Origin of the sequence: Actinomadura viridis (assembly GCF_015751755.1) — a bacterium.
In the GTDB taxonomy this organism is placed as follows: Bacteria; Actinomycetota; Actinomycetes; order Streptosporangiales; family Streptosporangiaceae; genus Spirillospora; species Spirillospora viridis.
In genome coordinates, this window is record NZ_JADOUA010000001.1 from 1,899,291 (window position 1) to 1,921,769 (window position 22,479).

Here is a 22,479-nt window from a genome sequence, read left to right on the forward strand (position 1 = left end):
ATGGCCATCGTGCTCGGCCCGAACCGGTACGGGAAGGCGGAGACGCGCGTCGTCCGCGTCACGCGGGACGGCGGGACCCACCAGATCAAGGACCTGAACGTCTCCGTCGCGCTGTCCGGCGACATGGAGCGGGTCCATCTGGTGGGCGACAACACGGCGGTGCTGCCCACCGACTCGCAGAAGAACACCGTGTTCGCGTTCGCGAAGAAGTACGGGATCGGGGAGATCGAGGAGTTCGCGCTCCTGCTCGCCCGGCACTTCGCCGACTCCCAGCCCGCCGTCGCCCACGCCCGGGTGGAGATCGAGGAGTACGGGTGGTCGCGGATCTCGGGCGGCCACTCGTTCGTCCGGTCGGGGACCGAGGTCCGCACCGCGCTGGTCCACAGCGACGGGTCGGACGGCCCCGAGTCGGTGGTGTCGGGGCTGAAGGACCTGGTGGTGCTCAACTCCACCGGCAGCGAGTTCCACGGGTTCGCCCAGGACGAGTACACGACCCTGGAGCCCACCGACGACCGGATCCTCGCGACCGCCGTGACGGCGACCTGGCGGCACCGGGGGACGGGCGCCGACTTCGCGTCCTCGTATGCGGAGGCACGGCGGTGCCTGCTGGAGGCGTTCGCCGGGACGCACAGCCTCTCGCTCCAGCAGACGCTCTACGCGATGGGACGGCGGGTCCTGGAGGAACGCCCGGAGCTGTGCGAGGTCCGGCTGGCGATGCCCAACAAGCATCACTTCCTGGTCGACCTGTCGCCCTTCGGAATGGACAACGACAACGAGGTCTACTTCGCCGCGGACCGCCCGTACGGGCTGATCGAAGGCACCGTGCTCGCCTCCGACGCCCCCGCCGCACCGGCCGCCTGGGCCTGAGAAGGGAAGGTGGGCATGGAATTCCTTCGCCCCATGACCTGGGAGGACGCGCTCGCCGCGCGGGCGGCGCACCCCGGGGCGCTGCCCGTCCAGGGCGGTACCGACGTCATGGTCGAGATCAACTTCGCCGCGCGCCGCCCGGACGCGCTGCTGGACCTCAACCCCGTCCGGGAGCTGGCGGGCTGGGAGCCGGTGGACGGCCGGCTGCGGATCGGCGCGGGCGTCACCTACGCCCGGCTGATCGAGGAGCTGGGCGACCGGCTGCCCGGCCTGGCCCAGGCGTCCCGGACGGTCGGGTCACCGCAGATCCGCAACCGCGGCACCGTCGGCGGCAACCTCGGCGCCGCCTCGCCCGCCGGGGACTCCCACCCGCCGCTGCTGGCCTGCGGCGCGGAGATCGAGGTCGCGTCGGCCGCCCGCGGCACCCGGATGATCCCGGCCGCCGCCTTCTACACGGGCGTGAAGCGCAACGCGCTGGAGCCCGACGAGCTGATCCGCGCCGTCTGGACCGCCCCGGCGACCGGCCCGCAGTACTTCTCCAAGATCGGCACCCGGAACGCGATGGTGATCGCGGTCTGCTCGTTCGCGCTCGCCCTGCACCCGGAGGAACGGCGGGCCGGGACCGGTGTCGGCTCGGCGGCCCCGACACCGCGCCGCGCCGCTTCGGCCGAGGAGTTCCTGTCCGCCGAGCTGGACTGGGACGGCCGCCGCCCGATCGACCCCGGGGTCGCGCGGCGCTTCGGCGAGCTGGTCCGGGAGGCCGCCGCGCCGATCGACGACGTCCGCGGCACCGCCGGCTACCGCGTCCACGCGCTGGCGGTGATGGCGCGGCGCACGCTGGCCTGGGCATGGAACGACTACGCGGGCGAGGCGGGAAGGGAGGCGTCCTGATGCGCGTGACGTTCACGGTCAACGGGACGGAGGAGACCGTCGACGATGTGTGGGAGGGCGAGAGCCTGCTCTACGTGCTGCGCGAGCGGATGGGCCTGCCCGGCTCCAAGAACGCCTGCGAGCAGGGCGAATGCGGGTCCTGCACGGTCTACCTGGACGGCGTCACGGCGTGCGCGTGCCTGGTCGCCGCCGGGCAGGTCCAGGGCCGCGAGGTCCGTACGGTCGAGGGCCTGGCGGGCGACGGCCCGTCCGGCGACGGCCCGGCCGGGGAGGACGCCGGGGAACGGCTCGACCCGGTGCAGCGGGCGTTCGTCGACGCGGGCGCGGTGCAGTGCGGCTTCTGCACGCCCGGCCTGATCGTCCAGTCGCACGCCCTGCTCGGCCGGGTGCCCGACCCGACCGACGCCGAGATCCGCGAGGCGCTGGCGGGCAACCTGTGCCGCTGCACCGGCTACGAGAAGATCCTGGACGCGGTGCGGCTCGCCGCGCGGCGCCGGGCCGCCGCCGGGGAGGGGACGCCGTGACGATCGTCATCGAGAACGCCCATGTCGTGACCGTCTCCGGCGACGAGCACCCGTCCGGGCACATCGTCGTGGAGGGCGACCGGATCGCCGCGGTCGGCCCCGGCCTGGCGCCCGGCCCGGTGCCCGAGGGCGCCGAGCGGATCGACGCGACCGGCTGCCTGGCCACGCCCGGCCTGGTCAACACCCACCATCACCTCTACCAGTGGGCGAGCCAGGGCCTGGCCCCCGACAGCACCCTCTTCGAGTGGCTGGTGACGCTCTACCGGCCCTGGTCGAAGATGGACGCCGAGGTCGTGAGGGGCGCCGCGAGCGCCGGGCTGGCCTGGCTGGCCAAGTCGGGCTGCACCACCTCCACTGACCACCACTACATCTTCCCCAAGGGCCGCGGCGACCTGTTCGCCGCCGAGATCGAGGCCGCCGCCGAGCTGGGCGTGCGGTTCCACCCGTGCCGGGGCTCGATGGACCGGGGGCGGTCCCAGGGCGGGCTCCCCCCGGACGAGGTGGTGGAGGACCTCGACACGATCCTGGCCGAGACCGAGGCCGCCATCGACCGGTACCACGACCCCTCGCCCGGCTCGATGCTGCGCGTCGCGGTCGCGCCCTGCTCCCCGTTCTCGGTCAGCCGGGAGCTGCTGGCCGAGTCGGCCCGGCTGGCGCGCGCCAAGGGCGTGCGGCTGCACACCCACCTCGCCGAGACCCTGGACGAGGAGGAGCACACCCGCGAGCAGTTCGGGACGACACCGGTCGAGTACATGGACACCCTCGGCTGGCTCGGCGGCGACGTCTGGCTCGCCCACTGCGTCCACCTGCACGACACCGACATCAAGCGGCTCGCCGAGACCGGCACCGGCACCGCCCACTGCCCCAGCTCCAACGCGCGGCTCGGCGCCGGCATCGCCCGGGTCTCCCACCTGCTGCGGGCGGGCGCCCCGGTCGGCCTCGGCGTGGACGGCTCCGCGTCCGCCGAGCTGGTCCCGCTCGCCGGGGAGGTCCGGCAGGCCCTCTACATGCAGCGGGCCCGGTACGGCCCGGCGGCGCTGACGGCCCGGCAGGCGCTGGAGATCGCGACCCTGGGCGGCGCCCGCTGCCTGGGCCGCGCGGACGAGATCGGCTCCCTGGAACCCGGCAAGCTCGCCGACCTGGCCCTCTGGCGGCTGGACGGATTCCACCGGGCGGTGGACGACCCGGTGGTCGCGTTCGCCTTCGGCCAGACCCCGCCGCTGGAACGGCTGCTGGTCGGCGGCCGGACCGTGGTGGACGGCGACACGCTCGTCACCGTCCCGCAGGACGAGGCCGGCCGCCGCGGCGCCGCCGCCCACCGCCGCCTCATGAAGCTCGCCGAGGAGGTGCTCTGATGCAGGACGCACCCGGGCGGGTGACGGCCCCCGGCACGCCCGTCGCCGGCGGCGTCGGCGACAGCCCCCGGCGGCCCGACGGCACCCTCAAGGTCACCGGGGAGTTCGCCTACTCCTCCGACCTGTGGATGGACGGGATGCTGTGGGGCGCGACGCTGCGCAGCCCGCACCCCCGCGCCAGGATCCTGTCCCTCGACATCGGCCCGGCCCTCGCCACGCCCGGCGTCCACGCCGTCCTCACCCACGAGGACGTGCCCGGCCGCAAGGTGTACGGGATCGACCACACCGAGGACCAGCCGGTGCTGGCCATCGGCGAGGTCCGCCACCAGGGCGAGCCGGTCGCGCTCGTCGCCGCCGACCACCCCGAGATCGCCCGCCGCGCCCTGGAACGGATCGCGATCGGGTGGGAGGTGCTGGAACCGGTCACCGACCCGCGCGCCGTGGTCGCCGACCCCGAACGCCACCGGGTGCAGGAACGCGGCGGCATCACCCGCCACCAGCCGATCCGGGTCGGCGACGTCGCCGCGGCCAGGGGCGCGGCGGCGGTCGTGGTGTCCGGCGAGTACGAGGTCGGCATCCAGGACCAGGCGTTCCTCGGCCCCGAGTCCGGTCTGGCCGTCCCCGCCGAGGACGGCGGCCTGGAGCTGTACGTCTCCACCCAGTGGCTGCACAACGACATCCGGCAGATCGCCCCCTGCCTGGGCCTGCCCGAGGACCGGATCCGGATGACCCTGGCCGGCGTCGGCGGCGCGTTCGGCGGGCGCGAGGACCTGTCGATGCAGATCCACGCGGGGATGCTGGCGCTGCGCACCGGCCGTCCCGTGAAGATGTCCTACGACCGGTACGAGTCGTTCTTCGGCCACGTCCACCGGCACCCGGCGTGGATGCGGTACGAGTACGGCGCCGCCGAGGACGGGCGGCTGCTGTACGCCGACGTCGAGATCATCCTGGACGGCGGCGCGTACACCTCCTCCACCGGGAACGTCGTCGGCAACGCCGCCTCGCTCGGCGTCGGCCCCTACGAGATCCCCAACATCAGGATCGACGCGTACGGCGTCTACACCAACAACCCGCCCTGCGGCGCGATGCGCGGCTTCGGCGCCGTCCAGGCGTGCTTCGCCTACGAGTCGATGATGGACCGGCTGGCCGCGGCCTGCGGGATCGGCCCGCTGGAGGTCCGCCGCCGCAACGCCGTACGGCAGGGGTCGCGACTGGCCACCGGGCAGGTCATCGACTCCCCGGCCCCCATGGTGGAGATGCTGGACCGGCTGGAGGCGATGCCGCTGCCGGCCGCGCCCGCCCGCCCGGACGGCGGCGGCGCGGATCTGCGCGACCTTCCCGGCGGGGTGTCCCAGACCACGCACGGCGAAGGCGTCGTCCGCGGGGTCGGGTACGGCATCGGCATCAAGAACATCTGCTTCTCCGAGGGCTTCGACGACCTGTCCACCGCCCGCGTCCGGCTGGAGGTGATCGGCGGCGAGCCCACCGCGCTGGTGCACACCGCCGCCGCCGAGGTCGGCCAGGGCCTGGTGACCGTCCAGGCGCAGATCGCCCGGACCGAGCTGGGCGTGCAGCGGGTCACCGTGCTGCCCGCCGACAACCGGGTCGGCGACGCCGGGTCCAGCTCCGCCTCCCGCCAGTCGTACATGACCGGCGGCGCGGTGAAGGCGGCCTGCGAGGCGGTACGGGCCCGGCTGCTGGAGCTGGCCGCGCGGCGGCTCGGCCTGGACGGCGCCGGGACCGCGGACCTGGCCGTGCACGACGGCAAGATCGTCTCGCGGGAGGGCGGGGTGCTGGCCTCGATCGAGGAGGTCCTCGGGACCGGCGCCGTCGAGGAGACCCGCGAGTACCACCACCGCCCCACCACCACGCTCGACCCGGTCACCGGGCAGGGCGACAGCCACACCCAGCTCGCGCTGTGCGTGCACCGCGCGGTGGTGGACGTGGACGTCGAGCTGGGCCTGGTCAAGGTCGTGGAGATGGCCGCCGTCCAGGACGTCGGGCGGATCCTCAACCGGCAGGCGCTGGAGGGGCAGATCCACGGCGGCTCGGCGCAGGGCCTCGGCCTGGCGGTGATGGAGGAGATCGTGGTCGCGGGCGGGGAGGTCCGCAACCCGTCCTTCACCGACTACCTGATCCCCACCATCCTCGACATGCCGCCCATGAGGCTGGACATCCTGGAATATCCGGACCCGAACGCGCCGTACGGGCTGCGCGGCGCCGGGGAGCCGCCCACCCTCTCCTCCACCCCCGCCATCGTCGCCGCCGTACGCGACGCCACCGGCAAGGCGCTCACCCGGGTGCCGGTACGGCCCGAGCACATCGCGTTCGGCGAGGAAGGGCGGGGGACATGACCGCGACCGGCGGCTACGACCTGGTGATCCGGTCCGCCCGGGTCGTGCTCCCCGGCGGCGAGCGCCCGGCGGCGGTGGCCGTCCGGGACGGGCGGATCGCCGCCGTCGCCGAGCACGGCGCGCCCCTCGGCCCCGTCCCGCCGGGCGCCGAGATCGACCTGGGCGCGACCGCGCTGCTCCCGGGCCTGGTCGACACCCACGTCCACATCAACGAACCCGGCCGTACCGAGTGGGAGGGCTTCGCCACCGCCACCCGGGCCGCCGCCGCGGGCGGCGTGACCACGCTCGTCGACATGCCGCTCAACTCCCTGCCGCCCACCACCACGCCCGCCGCGCTCGCCGTCAAGCGGGACGCCGCGCGGGGACGGGTGCACGTCGACGTCGGGTTCTGGGGCGGCGCCGTGCCCGGCAACGTCCCGTCGCTGGCCCCGCTCCACGAAGGGGGCGTCTTCGGGTTCAAGTGCTTCACCGCCGACTCCGGCGTCCCGGAGTTCCCGCCGCTGTCGCACGAGCAGATGCGGGCGGCGTTCACCGCGATCGCCGCGCTCGGCGGCCTGGTCATCGTGCACGCCGAGGACCCGGCGGCGCTCTCGGAACCCGGCGACGGCGGCTACCCGGCGTTCCTGGCCTCGCGCCCGCCGGACGCCGAGCGCCGCGCGGTCGAACGGGTCGTCCGGCTGGTCGAGGAGACCGGCGCGCGGGCGCACATCCTGCACCTGTCGGCCGCTGCCTGCCTGGAACCGCTGGCCAAGGCGCGCGCCCGCGGCCTCCCGGTGACCGCCGAGACCTGCCCCCACTACCTGACCCTGTCCGCCGACGACGTCCCCCGCCCGGACGCCACCGCCTACAAGTGCTGCCCGCCCATCCGCGACCCCGGCAACCGCGACGAGCTGTGGCGGGGCCTGGCGGACGGGGTGATCTCGTGCGTCGTCACCGACCACTCGCCCTGCACCCCCGAGCTCAAGCGCGGCGACTTCGCGACCGCCTGGGGAGGGATCTCCTCGCTCCAGCTCGGCCTGCCGGCGGTGTGGACGGCCGCCCGCGCGCGCGGGCACGGCCTGGACGCGGTGGCGCGCTGGATGGCCGCCGGGCCCGCCGCCCTCGCGGGCCTCACCGGCCGCAAGGGCGAGATCGCCGCCGGTGCCGACGCCGACCTGGTGGCCTTCGACCCGGACGCCACGTTCGTGGTGGACCCGTCCGGGCTGCGGCACCGCCACCCGGTCACCCCGTACGCGGGGGCCTCGCTCACCGGCGTCGTGGAGGCGGCCTGGCTGCGCGGGCGGATCATCGACCCCGACGGCGCGCCGCGCGGCGAGCTGCTGACCCGGCCGTGACCACGAGCCCCGGCACCGGCCCGAGCCCTGACCACGAGTCCTGCACACCAGCTCTGAACACCGGCTCTGAAGACCAGCTCTGAACACCGGCTCTGACCAGGAGTTCTGACCACGAGGGGAGTCCTGTGGACGCGTTCGCCTCCCTGCCCGACCTGGCCGTGCGCACCCTCGGCGGATCGGTCGTCGCCGCCAGCGACGAGTCGTTCGAGGAGAAGGAGAACCTCATCAACCCGTGGCCCCCCGCGTTCCACCCGGAGACCTTCGGCCCCAAGGGGCAGGAGTACGACGGCTGGGAGACCGCGCGGCGCCGTCCGGGCGACGACGGCGAGCTGGGGCACGACTGGGCGATCGTCCGGCTCGGCCTGCCCGGAGTGATCCGCGGCGTGGTCGTCGACACCGCCTGGTTCAAGGGCAACTTCCCGCCGCACGCCTCGGTGGAGGCGTGCGCCGTGGACGGCCACCCCTCGCCCGCCGAGCTGGCGGACGCCCGCTGGGTGGAGATCGTCCCGAGGAGCGCGCTCGGGGGCGACGCCGCGCACGCCTTCGCCGTGGACGTGCCCCGCCGCTTCACCCACGTACGGCTGAACATCCACCCCGACGGCGGCGTCGCCCGGCTCCGCGTGCACGGCGAGGTCGTCCCCGACCCGCGGCTGCTGCGCGGGCTGACGGTCGACCTGGCCGCGCTGGAGAACGGCGCGCGGGTGGTCGGCTGCTCGAACATGTTCTACTCGGCGCCCGACAACATGCTGTTCCCCGGTCTCGCCCGCAACCAGGCCGAGGGCTGGGAGACCGCGCGGCGCCGGGAACCCGGCAACGACTGGGCGATCGTGCGGCTCGCCGCGCCCGGCGTCGTCCGGCTCGCCGAGATCGACACCACCAACCTGAAGTTCAACGCGCCCGGTCACGTCTCGCTGGCGGCGCTGGACGCCCGCGCCGGCGACCTCGACGACCCCGCCGCCTGGCACGAGCTGCTGGGCCGCACCCGCGTCCAGCCCGACGGGCGGCACCGCTTCCGGCTGGAGGACGACCGCGAGATCACGCACGTGCGGCTGGACGTCCACCCCGACGGCGGCCTGGCCCGGCTGCGCCTGTACGGCGACCTCGCCCCCGAGGGGGAGCGCCTGCTCACCCGCCGCTGGAACGAGCTCGCGGGCCCCTGACCTCGCGGACCGCCCGGCCGGGGGACGGGCGCCCCTCCCGGCCGGGCCGCGCCGCCCCCTCAGGCCTCGGCGGCCGGCTCCTCTTCCAGGAGGTCGTCGAACTCGCCGTCCTTGACACCGGCGACGAAGGCGTCCCACTCGGCCTCGGTGAAGTACAGGATGGGGCCCTCGGGGTTCTTGGCGTCGCGCATCACCACGGCACGCTCACCGAAGTCCTTGTGGGCGACAGGGACGTCCTTGCCGTCGATGAACTCGATGATGACGCCGTCGCTGAGTATCGGTTCCTGATCGCTCACTGCGCACCTTTCCCGTCCGGCACTGGATGGGTCAAGGCTAGTGGCGCGCCGTCCGCGCCGGGCGTCCTGCGAGGATTCCGCTCCGGACCCGGCCCGGGCCGCGAACGCTCCGCCGCCCATCGGCGAATGAGGGAGGACCGAACCCCCCAGCGGAAGGCGTGCGATGACACCGACGAGTCCGAGACGAGACCGGGACCGGAGCCGGGCATGGCGGCGGTGACCGGGCCGCCCGCGGCCACCGGGCGGGAGAGCGACGCCGCGATCATCGGCCGGTCGCGGGCGGAACCGGAGCTCTTCGCCGCGCTCTTCGACCGCTACCACGCCGCCGTCCACGGGTACGCCGCGCGGCGGCTGGGCCACGCCCTGGCCGACGACGTGGCCGCCGAGACGTTCCTCATCGCCTTCGACCGGCGGGAACGCTACGACCTCGGCCGCGACGACGCCCGGCCCTGGCTGTACGGGATCGCCTCCAACCTGATCGCCCGGCACCACCGCGCGGAGACCCGGCAGTACCGGGCGCTGGCCCGGACCGGGGCCGAGGAGGCGACCGAGGGCCATGCCGACCGGGTCGCCGGCCGGATCGACGCGCAGGCCGCGCGCGGCCCCCTGGCCGCGGCGCTGGCCGGGATCGCCCGCGGCGACCGGGACGTGCTGCTGCTGGTCGCCTGGGCCGGGCTGACCCTGCGGGAGGCGGGCGACGCGCTCGGCATCCCGGCCGGGACCGCGCGGTCCCGGCTGCACCGCGCCCGTACGAAGATCCGCGCCGCGCTCGGCCACACCGCCCCCGCCCTCTCCGGAGAGGACCTCGACCGATGAACGATCTGGACATCCTGCGCGCCGCCTGGGCCGACACCGACCCGCCCGCGGACGGCGCCCGCGCGGCGGCCCGCGCGGCCCTGCTCGCCCGCGCCGGAGCCGCCCCCGGCGCCTCGACGGCGGAACCGCCCGCCGCACGGCGCCGTTCGTTCCGCCCGTTCCGCCTGCCCCGGCCCGCGCTGCGGTTCGTCGCGGTCGGGACGCTGGCCGCCGCGATCGCCGCCGGCGTGACGATCGCCCAGACCTCCGGCGGCACCGATCAGGACGGCCGCCCGCGGCCCGTCCTCCCCGGCCTGCCGGCGGGCCCCGTGGCCAACGCCGCCGAGGCGCTGGAACGGGCCGCCGTCACCGCGGAGCGCCGCGCGTTCACCCCGCCCCGGCCGGACCAGTGGATCTACCTCGAGTCGCGCCGCCGCACCTCCGTCAAGGCCGGCGGCGTGGCCACGGGGGGGCCGTACAAGACCCGCGTCGTGCGCGAGTGGAAGCGGGCCGACGGCGCGAAGACGGCCTCCGTCCGCGGCGGGCGTCTGGAGATCCTCGACGCGATGAGGACCACGCCGCCCCAGGACTACCCGTCCCTGGCGGGGCTGCCCACCGACCCGGACGCCCTGCTGGCCTGGATCTACAGGGAGATGGGCGGCCTGGGGAGCACGCCCGAGGGGCGGTACGAGACGGCGTACACCATGCTGGGCGCCATCCTGCGCGACAACGTGCTGCCACCGAAGGTGGAGGCGGCCCTGTACCGCGCCATCAAGAAGATCCCCGGCGTCACCCTCGTCCGGAAGGTCGACGGGGCGGGCCGCCCGGCGATCGGGCTGGGCCGCGTCGCCGAAGGCTGGCTGCACGCCGAACTGCTGCTGGACCCCCAGACCTTCGCCTACCTCGGCGAACGGTCCGTCGCCGTCAAGGACCACACCGTCTCGGGCCTGGACGTCAAGGCGACGGTGAAGAAGGGCACCGTCCAGCTGATGCAGACGCGGCAGGCCGCGGGCATCGTCGACCGGCCGGGCCAGCGCCCCTAGCCACGCGCCCGCGGTCGGGAGGTTAAATTTGTCCGGGCGATACTTGGAGTCTTGACAAGATCGATTGTCGGATGTTGGGATGACCGCATCCTCGGGGGAGGGCGCGTCGCGCCAAGTGTCCGCACAGCATGGAGGTTCGGATGAAGAAACCCTCGGTTCGCGCAATGGCAGTGGCCGGCATCGCGTTCGGCGCCGTTCTGGCGCCCGCCGCACCGGCCTGGGCCGCCAGCGTGGGTTGCACCCTCGGGAACGGCGCCTACAGCTGCTCCACCGGCTATGTGGCGGCCAGCAGCAGGATCACCATTTCCGTGCTCGGAACGAGCGGTGGCAAGACGGTGACCTGCATTGCCTACGACCCCAATGTGGTCGAACGGGGAAGGGTGTCGAACTCGAGTCCGACCACGGCCAGGTCGGTGCCCTTCAACGTGCCCAACAACAGGCACCGGCTGGTGTGCACGAGGACGGTCACGACCGGTGGAGGCTGGGGGCAGCTCTACAACTTCTGATCGCAGGGTCCTGCTGATCCGCGTTCATCGCGCTCGCTGAGCCTTCTCCGGGGTCCCTCGGCGACACGGTGAGAACGTGCGGATCGGTGAAATGGGGTCCGGTCGGCGCACCTGGACGGGCGGTCCTCGTCCGGTGCGCCGGCCGGGCGCGAGCCCGGCCCCGCGGGAGCCGGGTCAGAAGTCGGTGAGCAGGCGTTCGGCGGCCGTCTCCAGCCGCGCCTGGATCTCCTCGGCCGTGGCGTGGCCGCGCAGCATCTCGATCATCTCCATGGTCCAGGCGCTCGACAGCGCCCGGGCCACCACGCGGCGCGGGTCGTCCTCGGCGACCTGCGCGTCGGGCCCGGCGGCGGCCCGCAGCATCATCCCGGTCATCCGGTCGCCGAAGTCGGTCTTGACGTCCGACAGCAGCAGCGAACGGATCAGCGCCTCGGCCAGCTCGGGCTCGCGCATCAGCCCGCGGGTCGCGCGCATCAGCACCTCCACCGCCCGCCGGGGCGGGCCGTCGGCGCGCGGCGGGCGCCGCTCGATGCTGCTCTCCAGCAGGTCGAGCTCCTCGCTGACCACCGCCACGACCAGGTCCATCTTGGACGGGAAGTAGCGGTAGAGGGTGCCGAGCGCGACCCCGGCCCGTTCGGCGACCGTGCGCATCTGCATCGCCTCGACCCCGCCCCGGGAGGCCAGGGCGGCGGCGGCCTGGACGATGCGCTTGCGCCGCTGGTGCTGGCTGCGTGCGCGCACGCCCTGCTCGGTCGCCGTCGGCTCTGCGGTCACGGTCGTCTTCCCTTCCCTGGGCGGGTCCCTGGCCGGGGCGCGTGCCGCGTTCCGGGCCTCCCGCCGCCCCAGCCTACAGGGCGAGCGAGAACGTGTTATCTGAACGGCCACGCTCGCGGGTGGGCGAGATCACTGCCGGACGCCCTCCCGGCGCTGGCACGCGTGGTCGATCGGGGATCTCCAGGAGTCGATCATACCTCTGGACACTGACTAGAATCTGTTCTAGTTTTGCCGCCGAAGGGCAAGTGTCCCGGGAGGTGGCGCGGTGACGGTGGCGGCGTGGCTGAGGGCGCGCGCGGACGACGACCGGCCCGGGCTGCGCAGCGTGGACGACGGACGCTCCTGGACGTGGCGCGAGGTCGTCGCCGAGTGCGAGGACCGGGCCCGCCGGCTGGCCGCCCGGAGCCGCCCGGACCGCCCCGCGCACGTGGGAACGCTGCTGGACAACGTCCCCGAGATGGTCTTCCTGCTGGGCGGCGCCGCCCTGTCCGGCGCGGTCGTGGTCGCCCTCAACCCGACGCGGGGGGCGGCCGAGCTTGCCGGGGACGCCGAGCGCGCCAACTGCGACCTGGTCGTCACCCAGCCGCGGCACGCGGAACTGGCGGCGGGGCTGGCGGCCGGGGTCGGCGACGGCCGGGCGCCGCTGCCCGTCCTGGACATCGAGAACGAGATCTACCTCGACCCCCCGGCCCCCGCCCTGCCCGCCGTCCCGTTCGAGCCCGACCCCGGGACGCTGCTGATGCTGATCTTCACCTCGGGGACGTCCGGGCGGCCCCGGGCGGTCCGCGTCACCCACCGGAAGGTGGTCGTGCCGGGGGAGAACCTGGCCGGGCGGATGCTGACGGCCGGCGACGCCGTCTACTGCCCGATGCCGCTGTTCCACTCGGGCGCGGTCATGGCCGCGTTCGCGCCCGCGCTCGCCGCCGGCGCCGAGCTGGTGCTGCGGTCCCGCTTCTCCGCCTCCCGCCTGCTGCCCGACGTACGCGAGCACGGCTGCACCTACCTGCACTACGTCGGCAAGGCCCTGTCGTACGTCCTGGCCACGCCCCCGGACCCCGGCGACGCCCGCAACCCGCTCCGGTTCGCCTTCGGCAACGAGGCGGCCCCGCGCGAGCAGGAGGCGTTCGCCGAACGGTTCGGATGCCGGGTCGTCGACGGGTACGGCTCCACCGAGACCGCGATCTCGCTCAGCGCCGACCCGTCCGCCCCGCCCGGCGCGCTCGGCCGGCTCACCGACGGGGTCAAGGTGCTCGACCCCGCCACCGGGCGGGAGTGCCCGCCCGCACGGTTCGACGGCGCGGGGCGCCTGCTCAACGGCGACGAGGCCATCGGCGAGCTGGTCAACACCCGCGGCCTCGGCCTCTTCGACGGCTACTACAACGAGGACGCCCCCGACCGGCTGCGCGACGGCATGTTCTGGAGCGGCGACCACGCCTACGCCGACGAGAACGGCTACGCCTTCTTCGCCGGGCGCTCGGCCGACCGGCTCCGCGTGGACGGCGAGAACTTCGGCGCCGCCCAGGTCGAGCGGGTGCTCGCCGACCTGCCGGGGGTGCGGCAGCTGGCGGTGTACGGGGTGCCCGACGCGGCCTCCGGCGACCAGGTCATGCTCGCCCTGGCCGCCGACGGCTTCGATCCCGCCGCGTTCGCCGCGTACCTGCGCGGGCGCGCCGACCTGAGCCCCAAGTGGCCGCCCCGGTACGTGCGCGTCGCGCCGGAACTCCCCGCCACCGCCTCCAACAAGATCCTCAAACGCTCGCTGGCGCGGGAGGGCTGGCGCACCGGCGACCCCGTGTGGTGGCGTCCCGGCCGCGACCTGGCCTACCGGCGTATGACCCCCGACGACGCGGCCCGCATCCGCGGCGAGTTCGAGCGGCGCGGCCGGCTGCACCTTCTGGAAGGGAATGGATGAGTGGACTTCAACCTCGATGAGACCCAGCGGGAGCTGCGGGAACTCGCGGCCGGCCTGCTCGGGCGAGAGGCGGACCGCCAGCGGCTGGAGGCGTTCGAGAAGACCGGGGCGCCCTACGACACGGCGGTCTGGAAGGCGCTCGGCCAGGCGGGGCTGCTGGGCGTCTGCCTGCCCGAGGAGGTGGGCGGCGCCGGCCTGGGCGCGATCGAGCTGACCGTGGTGCTCCGGGAGATCGGCGCGCACGTCGCGCCCGTGCCCGCGTACGCCTCGCTGGCGCTGGCCGCCGTCCCGGTCGCCGCGCACGGCACGGCCGCGCAGCGGGCCCTGCTGGCGCCGCTGAACGAGGGCGAGGCGGTGCTCACCGGCGCCTACCGCGAGGTCGGCCCGCCCGGCGAGATCGCCGCGACCGCCCGCCGCGACGGCGACGCCTACGTCCTGGACGGGGTGAAGACGTTCGTCCCGTACGCGGCGGAGGCGGCCCGCATCCTCGTCCCCGCCCGCGTCACCGGCGCGGGCGCGGAGGGCGGGGAGATCGGGGTCTTCCTGGTGGAACCCTCCCAGGTCGTCCTCACCCCGCAGCCGTCGGCGACCACCGAGCCGCTGTCGCGGGTCGAGCTGGCCGGCGTACGCGTCACCGCGGACGCCCTCCTGGGCGGCACCGCCGACGGTACGGCCTGGCGGACGCTGCGGCGCTCGGCGGTCGCCGGGGCGGTGGCGCTGGCGTCCGGCGTGATCGAGGGCGCGCTGAACCTCACCACCGAGTACGTCAAGACCCGCGAGCAGTTCGAGCGCGCGCTGGCGCAGTTCCAGGCCGTGACCATGCAGATCGGCGACGTCTACATCGCCAAGCGGGCCCTGGACGTGGCGGTCTGGGCGGCGGCCTGGCGGCTCTCGGGGGACGCCGGGAACGGTCCCGCGGCCGGCGACGCCGACGAGGTGCTCGCGATCGCCTCGTACAACGCCTGCGAACCGGTGATGAGGGCGCTCTACACCTGCCAGCACCTGCACGGCGGGATCGGGCTGGACGTGACGTACCCGCTGCACCGCTACTTCGCCTGGGGCAAGCAGCTGGGACACCTGCTCGGCGGCGCCGAGGACCAGCTCGACACCCTCGGATCTCTCCTCGCACAGGAGGCGTGAGTTGTTCATCGATCTGACCGCCGAGCAGAAGAGGCTCCGCGCCGAGCTGCGCGAGTACTTCCAGAACTGCCTGGACGCCGAGGGCCGCGCCGCGATCGCCGACGACCCGTTCGGCACCGCGTACATGGAGCACTGCAAGCGGCTCGGCCGGGACGGCATGCTGGGCGTGGCGCTGCCCAAGGAGTACGGCGGGCGCGGCTACGGCCCGATGGAGCAGCAGATCTTCGCCAACGAGATCGCCCGCGCCGAGGTGCCCTACCCGATCATCACGCTGAACTCGGTGGCGCCGACGATCCTGCAGTACGGGTCGGCGGAGCACAAGGAGTTCTTCCTGCCCAGGATCCTGGCGGGGGAGTGCCACTTCGCGATCGGCTACAGCGAGCCCGGCGCCGGCACGGACCTGGCCTCGCTGCGCACCACCGCGGTCCGCGACGGCGACCACTACGTCGTCAACGGCCAGAAGATCTTCACCTCGGGCGCGCACTACTCCGACTACATCTGGCTGGCCGCCCGTACCGACCCCGAGGCCAAGAAGCACAAGGGCATCTCGATGCTCATCGTGGACTGCGCCGACCCGGGGTTCTCCTGGACGCCCATCGTCACCATGGACGGCCGCCACCACACCAACTCCACCTACTACCAGGACGTCCGGGTCCCGGCGGACATGCTGATCGGCGAGGAGAACAAGGGCTGGGACCTGATCGTCAACCAGCTCAACCACGAGCGGGTGACGCTGGGGCCGGCGGGCAACATCGGCTCGACCTACGACCGCTTCGCGCACTGGGCCCGTACCGCGGCCGGACCGGGCGGCCGCCCGCCGATCGAGGTGCCGGCGGTGCGCCGCGCGGTCGCCCAGGTGTACACCTACCTGCGCGTCAACGAGTTCCTCAACTGGCAGGTCGCGGCCAACCAGGACCTCGGCTGGCTGGGCGCCCCGGACGCGTCCGCCACCAAGATCTACGGCTCGGAGCGCAAGCAGGACGTGGGCCGGATCGTGGGCGACGTCCTCGCCCGCTACGGCGACCCGGGAGACCCGGCGACCGCGGAGTTCATCGCCCACATGGACCACAGCGTCAAGGGCGCGGTCGTGCTGACCTTCGGCGGCGGCGTCAACGAGATCCAGCGCGAGCTGATCGCGATGATCGGCCTCGGCCTGCCCCGGGCGCCGCGGTGACCGCGGCCGCCGGGGAGAGCGCGGCCGGGCGGGACGCGGCGGCGGGCGCGCCGGAGAGCACGGGGGCGGAGAGCACGGGGGCGGAGGGCGTGCACGACCGGCTCACCGCGCTGGCGGCCCGGCTGGCGGAGGCGGGCGAGCGGCCGGCGCCGCCCTGCGCCGACCCGGTCAACGAGCCGATGATCCGCAACTGGACGCAGGCGCTCGGCGACCCGGACCCGGCCTGGCACGAGGGCGGCCTGGCGCCGCCCGCGATGATCCAGGTGTGGTCGATGCCGGGCCTGGGCACGGCCAAGGGCGGGTCCGCCGCGGACGAGGTGCTCCGGCTGCTCGACGAGTCCGGCTACCGCGGCGTCGTCGCCACCAACTGCGAGCAGACCTACGACCGCTACCTGCGGCACGGCGAGCGGCTGCGCTCGACGCTGCGGTTCGACGGCATCGCCGGGCCCAAGCGCACCGCGATGGGCGAGGGCTACTTCGTCACCTGGTACCAGACCTGGTACGACGAGCGGGACGAACGCGTCGCCGAGATGCTGTTCCGGGTGCTGAAGTTCCGGCCGCGCGAGCGTCCCGGCGGCGCGGGGAAGCCCGGCGGGGGCGGCAAGGGCGCGGGCGGGAAGGGCGCGGGCGGGGCGTACCCGCTGCGCCCGGCGGTCGGCCCCGACACCGCGTTCTTCTGGGACGGCGTCAAGGACGGCGAGCTGCGGATCCAGCGGTGCGCGGACTGCGGGGCGCTCCGGCACCCGCCCGGCCCGGTGTGCCCCGAGTGCCACTCGCTGTCGCGGGAGCACGTGGTCGCGAGCGGGCGGGGCGAGGTGCACAGCTACGTGGTGCACCACCATCCGCCCGTCCCCGGCCGCACGCCCCCGTACGTGGTGGCGGTCGTCGAGCTGGAGGAGGGCGTCCGGATCGTCGGGAACGTCAACGGCGTCCCGCCGGACGAGGTGAAGATCGGCATGCCCGTCGAGGTGGCCTTCGAGCGGATGGACGACGAGCTCGTCCTCCCGCAGTGGGTCCCGGCGGGCGCGGCGCGGCAGGGCGGGGACGAGGCGGCCGAACGGAAGGCCGGCCAGGGGTCCGGCCACGGGTCCGGCCACGGGGCCGCGGGCGAGGAGCCGGTGCTGGAGATCCCCCTGACCCCCACGTTCGTGATCGCCACGGCGCTGGCCACCCGCGACTTCACGCCCGTGCACCACGACACCGCCCTGGCCCGTGCCCAGGGCACCAAGGACATCTTCGTGAACATCCTCACCACCATGGGCCTGGTGCAGCGCACCGCGCTGGCGACCGTTCCGGGGGCCGAGCTGGAGCGCGTCGAGGTCCGGCTGGGCGCGCCCGCCTACGCCGGGGACACCCTCCGGCTGTTCGCCGAACGGGCCGGCAACGGCACGGTACGGGTGCGGGGCACGGTCTCCCTCGGCGACCACGTCACCGCCACGGTCAGGCTCAGGCGGGGCGGGGGCCACGGCGGGGGCCACGGGACGGAGGCGGCGCGATGACGCTGTCCGGCAAGGCCGCGATCGCAGGGATCGGGGCCACCGAGTTCTCCAAGGAGTCCGGCCGCTCGGAGCTGCGGCTGGCGGCCGAGGCGTGCCTGGACGCCCTGCGCGACGCCGGGCTGTCCCCGGCCGACGTGGACGGGCTGGTCACCTTCACCGCGGACGCCAGCTCCGAGATCGCCGTGCAGCGCGAGCTGGGCATCCCGGGGCTGAGGTTCTTCTCGCGGGTCGACTACGGCGGCGGCGCGGCCTGCGGGACCGTGGCGCACGCCGCGATGGCCGTGGCGACCGGGCAGGCCGACGTGGTGGTCTGCTACCGCGCGTTCAACGAGCGTTCCGGCCACCGGTTCGGGCAGGCCACCGCCTCCGGCCGTGCGGACTCCACCGGGCTGGAGTTCTCCTGGCACCTGCCCTACGGCTTCGCCACCCCGGCCGCCTGGGTGGCCATGCAGGCCCGCCGCTACATGCACGAGTACGGCGCCACCAGCGAGGACTTCGGGCGGGTGGCGGTCGCGATGCGGCGGCACGCGGCCACCAACCCCAAGGCGTGGTTCCACGGCCGCCCGATCACGCTGGAGGAGCACCAGGCGTCCCGCTGGATCGTGGACCCGCTGCACCTGCTGGACTGCTGCCAGGAGTCCGACGGCGGGGTCGCCCTCGTGGTGACCTCCGCCGAGCGCGCCCGCGACCTGCCCCGGCCGCCCGTGCTGATCAACGCGGCGGCGCAGGGCACCGGCCCGGACCAGATGATGATGTTCGGCTACTACCGCGGCGACCTGGCCGCCCTGCCCGCGATCGGCAACGTGGGCGCCGACCTGTGGCGGCGGTCCGGGCTGACCCCGGCCGACGTGCAGACGGCCATCCTCTACGACCACTTCACGCCGTTCGTGCTGCTCCAGCTGGAGGAGCTGGGCTTCTGCGGGCGGGGCGAGGCGGGCGACTTCATCCGTGACGGGGGGATCGAGATCGATGGCAGGCTTCCGGTCAACCCGAACGGGGGTCAGCTGGGTGAGGCGTACATCCACGGGATGAACGGCATCGCCGAGGGCGTCCGGCAGGTGCGCGGCAGCTCGGTGAACCAGGTGCCGGACGTGCGGAACGTGCTGGTCACCGCCGGTACGGGCGTGCCCACCAGCGGCCTGATCCTCAGCGCGGCCTGATCCTCAGTGCGGCCCGCTCCCGGGCCGCCTGATTCCGTGCGGCCTGGTCCCGGGCCGCCCGGTCCCGGGCGCCGGCGGGGCCGGGGTCACTCCCCGGCGCCGCCGCCCCCGGGAGCCGAGGGGAGGTTGACGCCCTCCTCCAGGATGGCGAAGGCGTCGTCGACGGCGTCCGACAGCGACGTGTAGCCCATCGCGCCGGACGTCACCACGTCGGCCGCCGCCCGGAACGCGGCGAGGACGGCCGAGGCGACGACGTGCGGGCGCAGGTCGGTGGCCGGGTCGGCGCCCATCCGGGCGGCCACCGCGCGGGTGATGTGGAGCTGCTTCTTCTGCGCGTGCTCCAGGCTCCCGGCGAGCAGGGTGGGGCTGTCGGCGGTCAGGGTCATCATGCACTGGAACCGCTCGGGGTCGATGCCCATCTCACCGCGCTCGCACGCCTGGGCGATGGCGACCGCGGTGCGCCGCAGCGCGGTCAGGACGGGCTCGTCGGAGGGGCGCGCGGCCAGCTCCGCCAGCATCGCGTCGTGCTGCTCCTCCTGGAAGGTGAGCGCGACGTCCTCCTTGGACGCGAAGTAGCGGAAGAAGGTCCGCGACGACACGTCGACGGCGTCGGCGATCTCCTCGACGGTGGTGGCGTCGAAGCCCTTCTCGGAGAAGAGCCGGAACGCGGCGTCGACCAGCGCCTCCCGGGTGCGCTGCTTCTTGCGCTCGCGCCGGCCGGCGGGCGGGGTACCGGGACCTGCGGGGTGGGCCTCGGAGGCGGTCGCGGTCATTCGGATCCTTCCAGGGAGCCCCACCCTTCGAACTGGGAAGGGATCGGGCCGTTGCTGGGCAGAGCAGGGGTGACAGGATCACCGCCAAGGCGGTACGGCGTCCACCATGCGAAAATCCGCACCCTTGTGCAAGGCGAAGCAATAATCTGTGGCGTGTGACCACTCCCGTGAAGCGTGCGTTCAAGTACTGAGCTTCCCCCGGTTCCACGGACACCTCATCTGAGTTGACCTTGATCAACTTGGGAAGGAAGTGTCCCGTGCCACCACCTCATCCGCCTGAGTTCCGGCGACGCGCCGTCGAGCTGGCCCGGACCGGCGACAAGTCGGTCACCGCGCTGGCCAGGAGCCTGGGTATCAGCCAGTCGTGCCTGAGGAACTGGATCCGCCAGGCCGACATCGAAGAGGGTCACCTTGACGGCCTGAACGCCGGCGAGCACAAAGAGCTGATCGAGCTGCGCCGAAAAGCCAGGCAACTGGAGTTGGAGAACGAGATCCTCAAGCGGGCGGCGGCCTACTTCGCTCGCGAGAACATGCTCCCAAAATAAGGTACTCGCTGGTCCGTGAACTTGCCGAGAACGACATCCCCGTCGCGGTGGCCTGCCGAGTGTTAGGAGTTTCCCGGTCCGGTTACAGCGACTGGCTCGGCAGGCCCGCCTCCATCCGGGAGCAACGCAACGCCGAGCTGGTGAAAATGATCAGAGAAATCCATGAGGAGTCACGCCGGAGCTACGGCTCGCCGAGGGTGCACGCCGAGCTGACGCTCGGACGGGGCGAGCAGGTGAGCCGCAAACGGGTCGAGCGGCTGATGCGCGAAGCCGGGATCCAGGGGATCTACCGGCGCAAGGGACGCCGGAACCTGGTCAACGAGCCGACCGAGGAGGACCTGGTCAAGCGGGCCTTCGACGTCCAGGCGCCCGACGTGCTGTGGGTCACCGACATCACCGAGCATCCGACCGGCGAGGGAAAGCTGTACTGCGCGGCCGTGCTGGACTGCTTCTCCCGCCGCATCATCGGCCATTCCATCGACATCCGCCAGACCACCGAACTCGTGGTCGATGCGATGGCCGCCGCTGTCGCCCGCAGAAGACCCGCCAAAGACGCCACGATCCTGCATTCAGACCATGGCGCCCAGTTCACTTCCTGGACGTTCGGGAAGCGCCTTCGGGCCGCAGGACTCCTCGGCTCGATGGGCACGGTCGGTGACTGCTACGACAATGCCATGATGGAGTCATTCTGGGGCTCGATGCAGCTCGAACTCTTCGACATCAGGAAATGGCAAACAAGAGCCGAACTCGCAGCCGCGGTGTTTGAATGGATCGAGTGCTGGTATAACCCGTTCAGAAGGCATTCCAGCCTCGGAATGCTGAGTCCGGTGGACTACGAGGAGCGACACCGCGCCTCGACCAGGACCACCTGACCCATCTCACCCCAGCTGTCCGTGCTACCGGGGGAACCTCATACCGCTTCTACCCCACCGAGGTGCAGGCGGCTGAGCTGTCGCGCACGTTCGGGTGTGTGCGCAAAGTTTACAACCTGGCCCTTGTGGCTCGGTCTGAGGCGTGGACGCTCAGGCAGGAGAGGATTGGCTATAACGCCACCTCGGCAATGCTGACAGCGTGGAAGAAGACCGATGAGTTGGCCTACCTCAACGAGGTGTCCTCCGTGCCGCTGCAGCAGGCGTTGCGTCACCTCCAGGCCGCGTTCACCGGCTTCTTCGCGGGACGTGCCAGGTATCCGCGCTTCAAGAGCAGGAAGAGGTCTCGCCGATCGGCCGAGTACACCAGCAGCGCGTTCCGTTTCTGTGACGGTAGGTTGACGCTGGCCAAGATGGCCGAGCCACTGGACATCGTTTGGTCGAGGCCGCTGCCCGAAGGTGCCGCGCCCTCGACGGTGACGGTGTCGCAGGACGCGGCGGGCCGCTGGTTCGTTTCGCTGCTTTGCCGAGACCCGGCCGTCACGCCGCTCTCCGCAGCCGGGGCAGCGGTGGGTATCGACGCGGGGCTGGAACATCTGCTGATCCTCTCGACCGGGGAGAAGATCACCAATCCCCGGCACGAGCGCCGCGACCGGGCCCGGCTGGCTAGGGCGCAGCGGGATCTGGCCCGCAAGGCCAGAGGGGATGGTGTCAACCGGGCCAAGGCCCGGCGGAAGGTCGCCCGCATCCATGCCCGCATCACCGACCGCAGGCGTGATCACCTGCATAAGGTCACCACTCGGCTCGTGCGTGAGAACCAAACGCTCGTGATCGAGGACCTGGCCGTTCAGAACATGATGAAGAACGGCAGGCTCGCCCGTGCGATCTCGGATGCGGCCTGGGGCGAGTTGCGGGAGATTCTGGAGTACAAAGCGGCCTGGTACGGGCGCGAGGTGATCGTGGTCGATCGCTGGTTCCCCTCCAGCCGACTGTGCTCGAGCTGCGGGGCTCTGCGAGAGAATATGCCGCTTCATATGCGTCTCTGGACATGCGGCGGCTGCGGAACGACCCATGACCGCGACGTGAACGCGGCGCGCAACTTGTTGGCCGCCGGGCTGGCGGTGTCGGCCTGTGGAGCCGGTGTGAGACCTCAACGGGAGTCCTCCCGGACGGGGCGGTCGGCAACGAAGCAGGAAACCTCACGGCGCGAGCCGTAGGAGTCCCCTCCTTCAGGAGGTGGATGAAGTCAAGGGCGAAGTGTAACGGCGCCGGTGGTCGCGGTCCTGGTCGCGCTGCTGGTGCGGCGCGGGGGGTCGCCGGTCGAGGGCGCGGCGGCCCTGTAGGGCGGGGCGGGCGCGTACCGGCCGGGGCGGAAGTGAACGGGGTTGCGGATGCGTCGGCGAAGCGTCGGCGGGGCGTCATAGACTGCCGCGCTAGCGGAAGCGGAAGGCCGTACGGGAAGGCGGGCGGACATGGGCAAGCACAGCAAACCGCCCACGCGTACGTGCCCG

General features: G+C 73.3%; 21 protein-coding genes. 18 read left to right on the forward strand and 3 right to left on the reverse strand.

All coding sequences use genetic code 11. From position 1 onward, the window contains the following. The 7 genes from pucL (at position 1) to alc (ending at position 8,485) form a co-directional block, all read left to right on the forward strand. Complete coding sequence (pucL, locus tag IW256_RS08405) at positions 1–867, forward strand: factor-independent urate hydroxylase (RefSeq protein ID WP_197010411.1); 867 nt, start codon at positions 1–3, stop codon at positions 865–867. A 15-nt stretch (positions 868–882) separates the two neighbouring features. Continuing rightward, positions 883–1,758 carry an FAD binding domain-containing protein gene (locus tag IW256_RS08410; RefSeq protein WP_197010412.1) on the forward strand — a complete coding sequence of 292 codons (876 nt, stop codon included), beginning with the start codon at positions 883–885 and terminating at the stop codon, positions 1,756–1,758. Next, positions 1,758–2,282: a (2Fe-2S)-binding protein gene (locus IW256_RS08415; protein ID WP_197010413.1), complete on the forward strand. Its 525-nt coding sequence runs from the start codon at positions 1,758–1,760 to the stop codon at positions 2,280–2,282. The genes IW256_RS08410 and IW256_RS08415 overlap by 1 nt, the downstream gene beginning before the upstream one ends. Next, positions 2,279–3,637 (forward strand): 8-oxoguanine deaminase, encoded by a 1,359-nt coding sequence (locus IW256_RS08420; RefSeq protein WP_197010414.1) that lies wholly within the window; start codon positions 2,279–2,281, stop codon positions 3,635–3,637. The genes IW256_RS08415 and IW256_RS08420 overlap by 4 nt, the downstream gene beginning before the upstream one ends. Beyond that, positions 3,637–5,991 carry a xanthine dehydrogenase subunit D gene (pucD, locus tag IW256_RS08425; protein WP_197010415.1) on the forward strand — a complete coding sequence of 785 codons (2,355 nt, stop codon included), beginning with the start codon at positions 3,637–3,639 and terminating at the stop codon, positions 5,989–5,991. The genes IW256_RS08420 and pucD overlap by 1 nt, the downstream gene beginning before the upstream one ends. Beyond that, entirely contained in the window at positions 5,988–7,325 is a 1,338-nt protein-coding gene (allB, locus tag IW256_RS08430; protein WP_197010416.1) for an allantoinase AllB, read from the forward strand. Before pucD ends, allB begins: the two co-directional genes overlap by 4 nt. 125 nt (positions 7,326–7,450) lie before the next feature. Next, positions 7,451–8,485, forward strand: a complete 1,035-nt coding sequence (gene alc, locus IW256_RS08435; protein ID WP_197010417.1) for an allantoicase — start codon at positions 7,451–7,453, stop codon at positions 8,483–8,485. A gap of 59 nt (positions 8,486–8,544) precedes the next feature. On the opposite strand, the gene IW256_RS08440 is transcribed toward alc, so the two are convergent. Further along, positions 8,545–8,781, reverse strand: coding sequence for a DUF397 domain-containing protein (locus IW256_RS08440; protein ID WP_197010418.1), 237 nt, complete (start codon positions 8,779–8,781; stop codon positions 8,545–8,547). Positions 8,782–8,907: 126 nt separating this feature from the next. On the opposite strand from IW256_RS08440, the gene IW256_RS08445 reads away from it, so the two are divergent. The 3 genes from IW256_RS08445 to IW256_RS08455 all read left to right on the forward strand — a co-directional run bounded on the left by IW256_RS08445 (position 8,908) and on the right by IW256_RS08455 (position 11,125). Next, positions 8,908–9,597, forward strand: coding sequence for an RNA polymerase sigma factor (locus IW256_RS08445; protein ID WP_307828799.1), 690 nt, complete (start codon positions 8,908–8,910; stop codon positions 9,595–9,597). Beyond that, positions 9,594–10,619: a CU044_5270 family protein gene (locus tag IW256_RS08450; RefSeq protein WP_197010419.1), complete on the forward strand. Its 1,026-nt coding sequence runs from the start codon at positions 9,594–9,596 to the stop codon at positions 10,617–10,619. Before IW256_RS08445 ends, IW256_RS08450 begins: the two co-directional genes overlap by 4 nt. Before the next feature lie 140 nt (positions 10,620–10,759). After that, a complete protein-coding gene (locus IW256_RS08455; RefSeq protein ID WP_197010420.1) occupies positions 10,760–11,125 on the forward strand; it encodes a hypothetical protein in 366 nt (121 codons plus the stop codon). A 174-nt stretch (positions 11,126–11,299) separates the two neighbouring features. Here the strand turns inward: IW256_RS08455 and IW256_RS08460 are convergent, their stop codons facing one another. Beyond that, positions 11,300–11,896 (reverse strand): TetR family transcriptional regulator, encoded by a 597-nt coding sequence (locus tag IW256_RS08460; protein ID WP_197010421.1) that lies wholly within the window; start codon positions 11,894–11,896, stop codon positions 11,300–11,302. A 265-nt stretch (positions 11,897–12,161) separates the two neighbouring features. On the opposite strand from IW256_RS08460, the gene IW256_RS08465 reads away from it, so the two are divergent. From IW256_RS08465 to IW256_RS08485, 5 genes are read left to right on the forward strand one after another with little or no spacing between them, the layout of a single operon-like run. After that, a complete protein-coding gene (locus tag IW256_RS08465) occupies positions 12,162–13,808 on the forward strand; it encodes an AMP-binding protein (RefSeq protein WP_197010422.1) in 1,647 nt (548 codons plus the stop codon). Then, the gene (locus IW256_RS08470) at positions 13,809–14,948 is read left to right on the forward strand and encodes an acyl-CoA dehydrogenase family protein (protein ID WP_197010423.1); all 1,140 of its coding nucleotides are present in this window, start codon (positions 13,809–13,811) and stop codon (positions 14,946–14,948) included. Between the two features lies 1 nt (position 14,949). Next, positions 14,950–16,122, forward strand: coding sequence for an acyl-CoA dehydrogenase family protein (locus IW256_RS08475; RefSeq protein ID WP_197010424.1), 1,173 nt, complete (start codon positions 14,950–14,952; stop codon positions 16,120–16,122). Beyond that, on the forward strand, positions 16,119–17,621 hold the full coding sequence (locus IW256_RS08480) for an OB-fold domain-containing protein (RefSeq protein ID WP_307828800.1): 1,503 nt from the start codon (positions 16,119–16,121) through the stop codon (positions 17,619–17,621). Before IW256_RS08475 ends, IW256_RS08480 begins: the two co-directional genes overlap by 4 nt. Further along, complete coding sequence (locus tag IW256_RS08485) at positions 17,618–18,781, forward strand: lipid-transfer protein (RefSeq protein ID WP_197010425.1); 1,164 nt, start codon at positions 17,618–17,620, stop codon at positions 18,779–18,781. Before IW256_RS08480 ends, IW256_RS08485 begins: the two co-directional genes overlap by 4 nt. Before the next feature lie 86 nt (positions 18,782–18,867). Here IW256_RS08485 and IW256_RS08490 read toward each other — a convergent pair whose 3' ends face one another. Beyond that, complete coding sequence (locus IW256_RS08490) at positions 18,868–19,554, reverse strand: TetR family transcriptional regulator (RefSeq protein ID WP_197010426.1); 687 nt, start codon at positions 19,552–19,554, stop codon at positions 18,868–18,870. 257 nt (positions 19,555–19,811) lie between these two features. On the opposite strand from IW256_RS08490, the gene IW256_RS08495 reads away from it, so the two are divergent. Genes IW256_RS08495 through IW256_RS08505 form a run of 3 tightly spaced genes read left to right on the forward strand, consistent with a single transcriptional unit; the run spans position 19,812 to position 22,185 of the window. Further along, positions 19,812–20,099 carry a transposase gene (locus IW256_RS08495; protein WP_197009110.1) on the forward strand — a complete coding sequence of 96 codons (288 nt, stop codon included), beginning with the start codon at positions 19,812–19,814 and terminating at the stop codon, positions 20,097–20,099. 8 nt (positions 20,100–20,107) lie between these two features. Continuing rightward, on the forward strand, positions 20,108–20,971 hold the full coding sequence (locus IW256_RS08500; RefSeq protein ID WP_231404488.1) for an IS3 family transposase: 864 nt from the start codon (positions 20,108–20,110) through the stop codon (positions 20,969–20,971). After that, positions 20,968–22,185 carry an RNA-guided endonuclease InsQ/TnpB family protein gene (locus IW256_RS08505; protein WP_197016186.1) on the forward strand — a complete coding sequence of 406 codons (1,218 nt, stop codon included), beginning with the start codon at positions 20,968–20,970 and terminating at the stop codon, positions 22,183–22,185. The genes IW256_RS08500 and IW256_RS08505 overlap by 4 nt, the downstream gene beginning before the upstream one ends. Positions 22,186–22,479: the final 294 nt, after the last annotated feature.

Excerpts from the sequence above, each read along its gene's own strand:
- pucL (WP_197010411.1), top strand. The coding sequence starts at position 1 with ATGGCCATCGTGCTCGGCCCGAACCGGTACGGGAAGGCGGAGACGCGC.
- IW256_RS08410 (WP_197010412.1), top strand. The coding sequence starts at position 883 with ATGGAATTCCTTCGCCCCATGACCTGGGAGGACGCGCTCGCCGCGCGG.
- IW256_RS08415 (WP_197010413.1), top strand. The coding sequence starts at position 1,758 with ATGCGCGTGACGTTCACGGTCAACGGGACGGAGGAGACCGTCGACGAT.
- pucD (WP_197010415.1), top strand. The coding sequence starts at position 3,637 with ATGCAGGACGCACCCGGGCGGGTGACGGCCCCCGGCACGCCCGTCGCC.
- allB (WP_197010416.1), top strand. The coding sequence starts at position 5,988 with ATGACCGCGACCGGCGGCTACGACCTGGTGATCCGGTCCGCCCGGGTC.
- IW256_RS08445 (WP_307828799.1), top strand. The coding sequence starts at position 8,908 with ATGAGGGAGGACCGAACCCCCCAGCGGAAGGCGTGCGATGACACCGAC.
- IW256_RS08450 (WP_197010419.1), top strand. The coding sequence starts at position 9,594 with ATGAACGATCTGGACATCCTGCGCGCCGCCTGGGCCGACACCGACCCG.
- IW256_RS08455 (WP_197010420.1), top strand. The coding sequence starts at position 10,760 with ATGAAGAAACCCTCGGTTCGCGCAATGGCAGTGGCCGGCATCGCGTTC.
- IW256_RS08485 (WP_197010425.1), top strand. The coding sequence starts at position 17,618 with ATGACGCTGTCCGGCAAGGCCGCGATCGCAGGGATCGGGGCCACCGAG.
- IW256_RS08490 (WP_197010426.1), bottom strand. The coding sequence starts at position 19,554 with ATGACCGCGACCGCCTCCGAGGCCCACCCCGCAGGTCCCGGTACCCCG.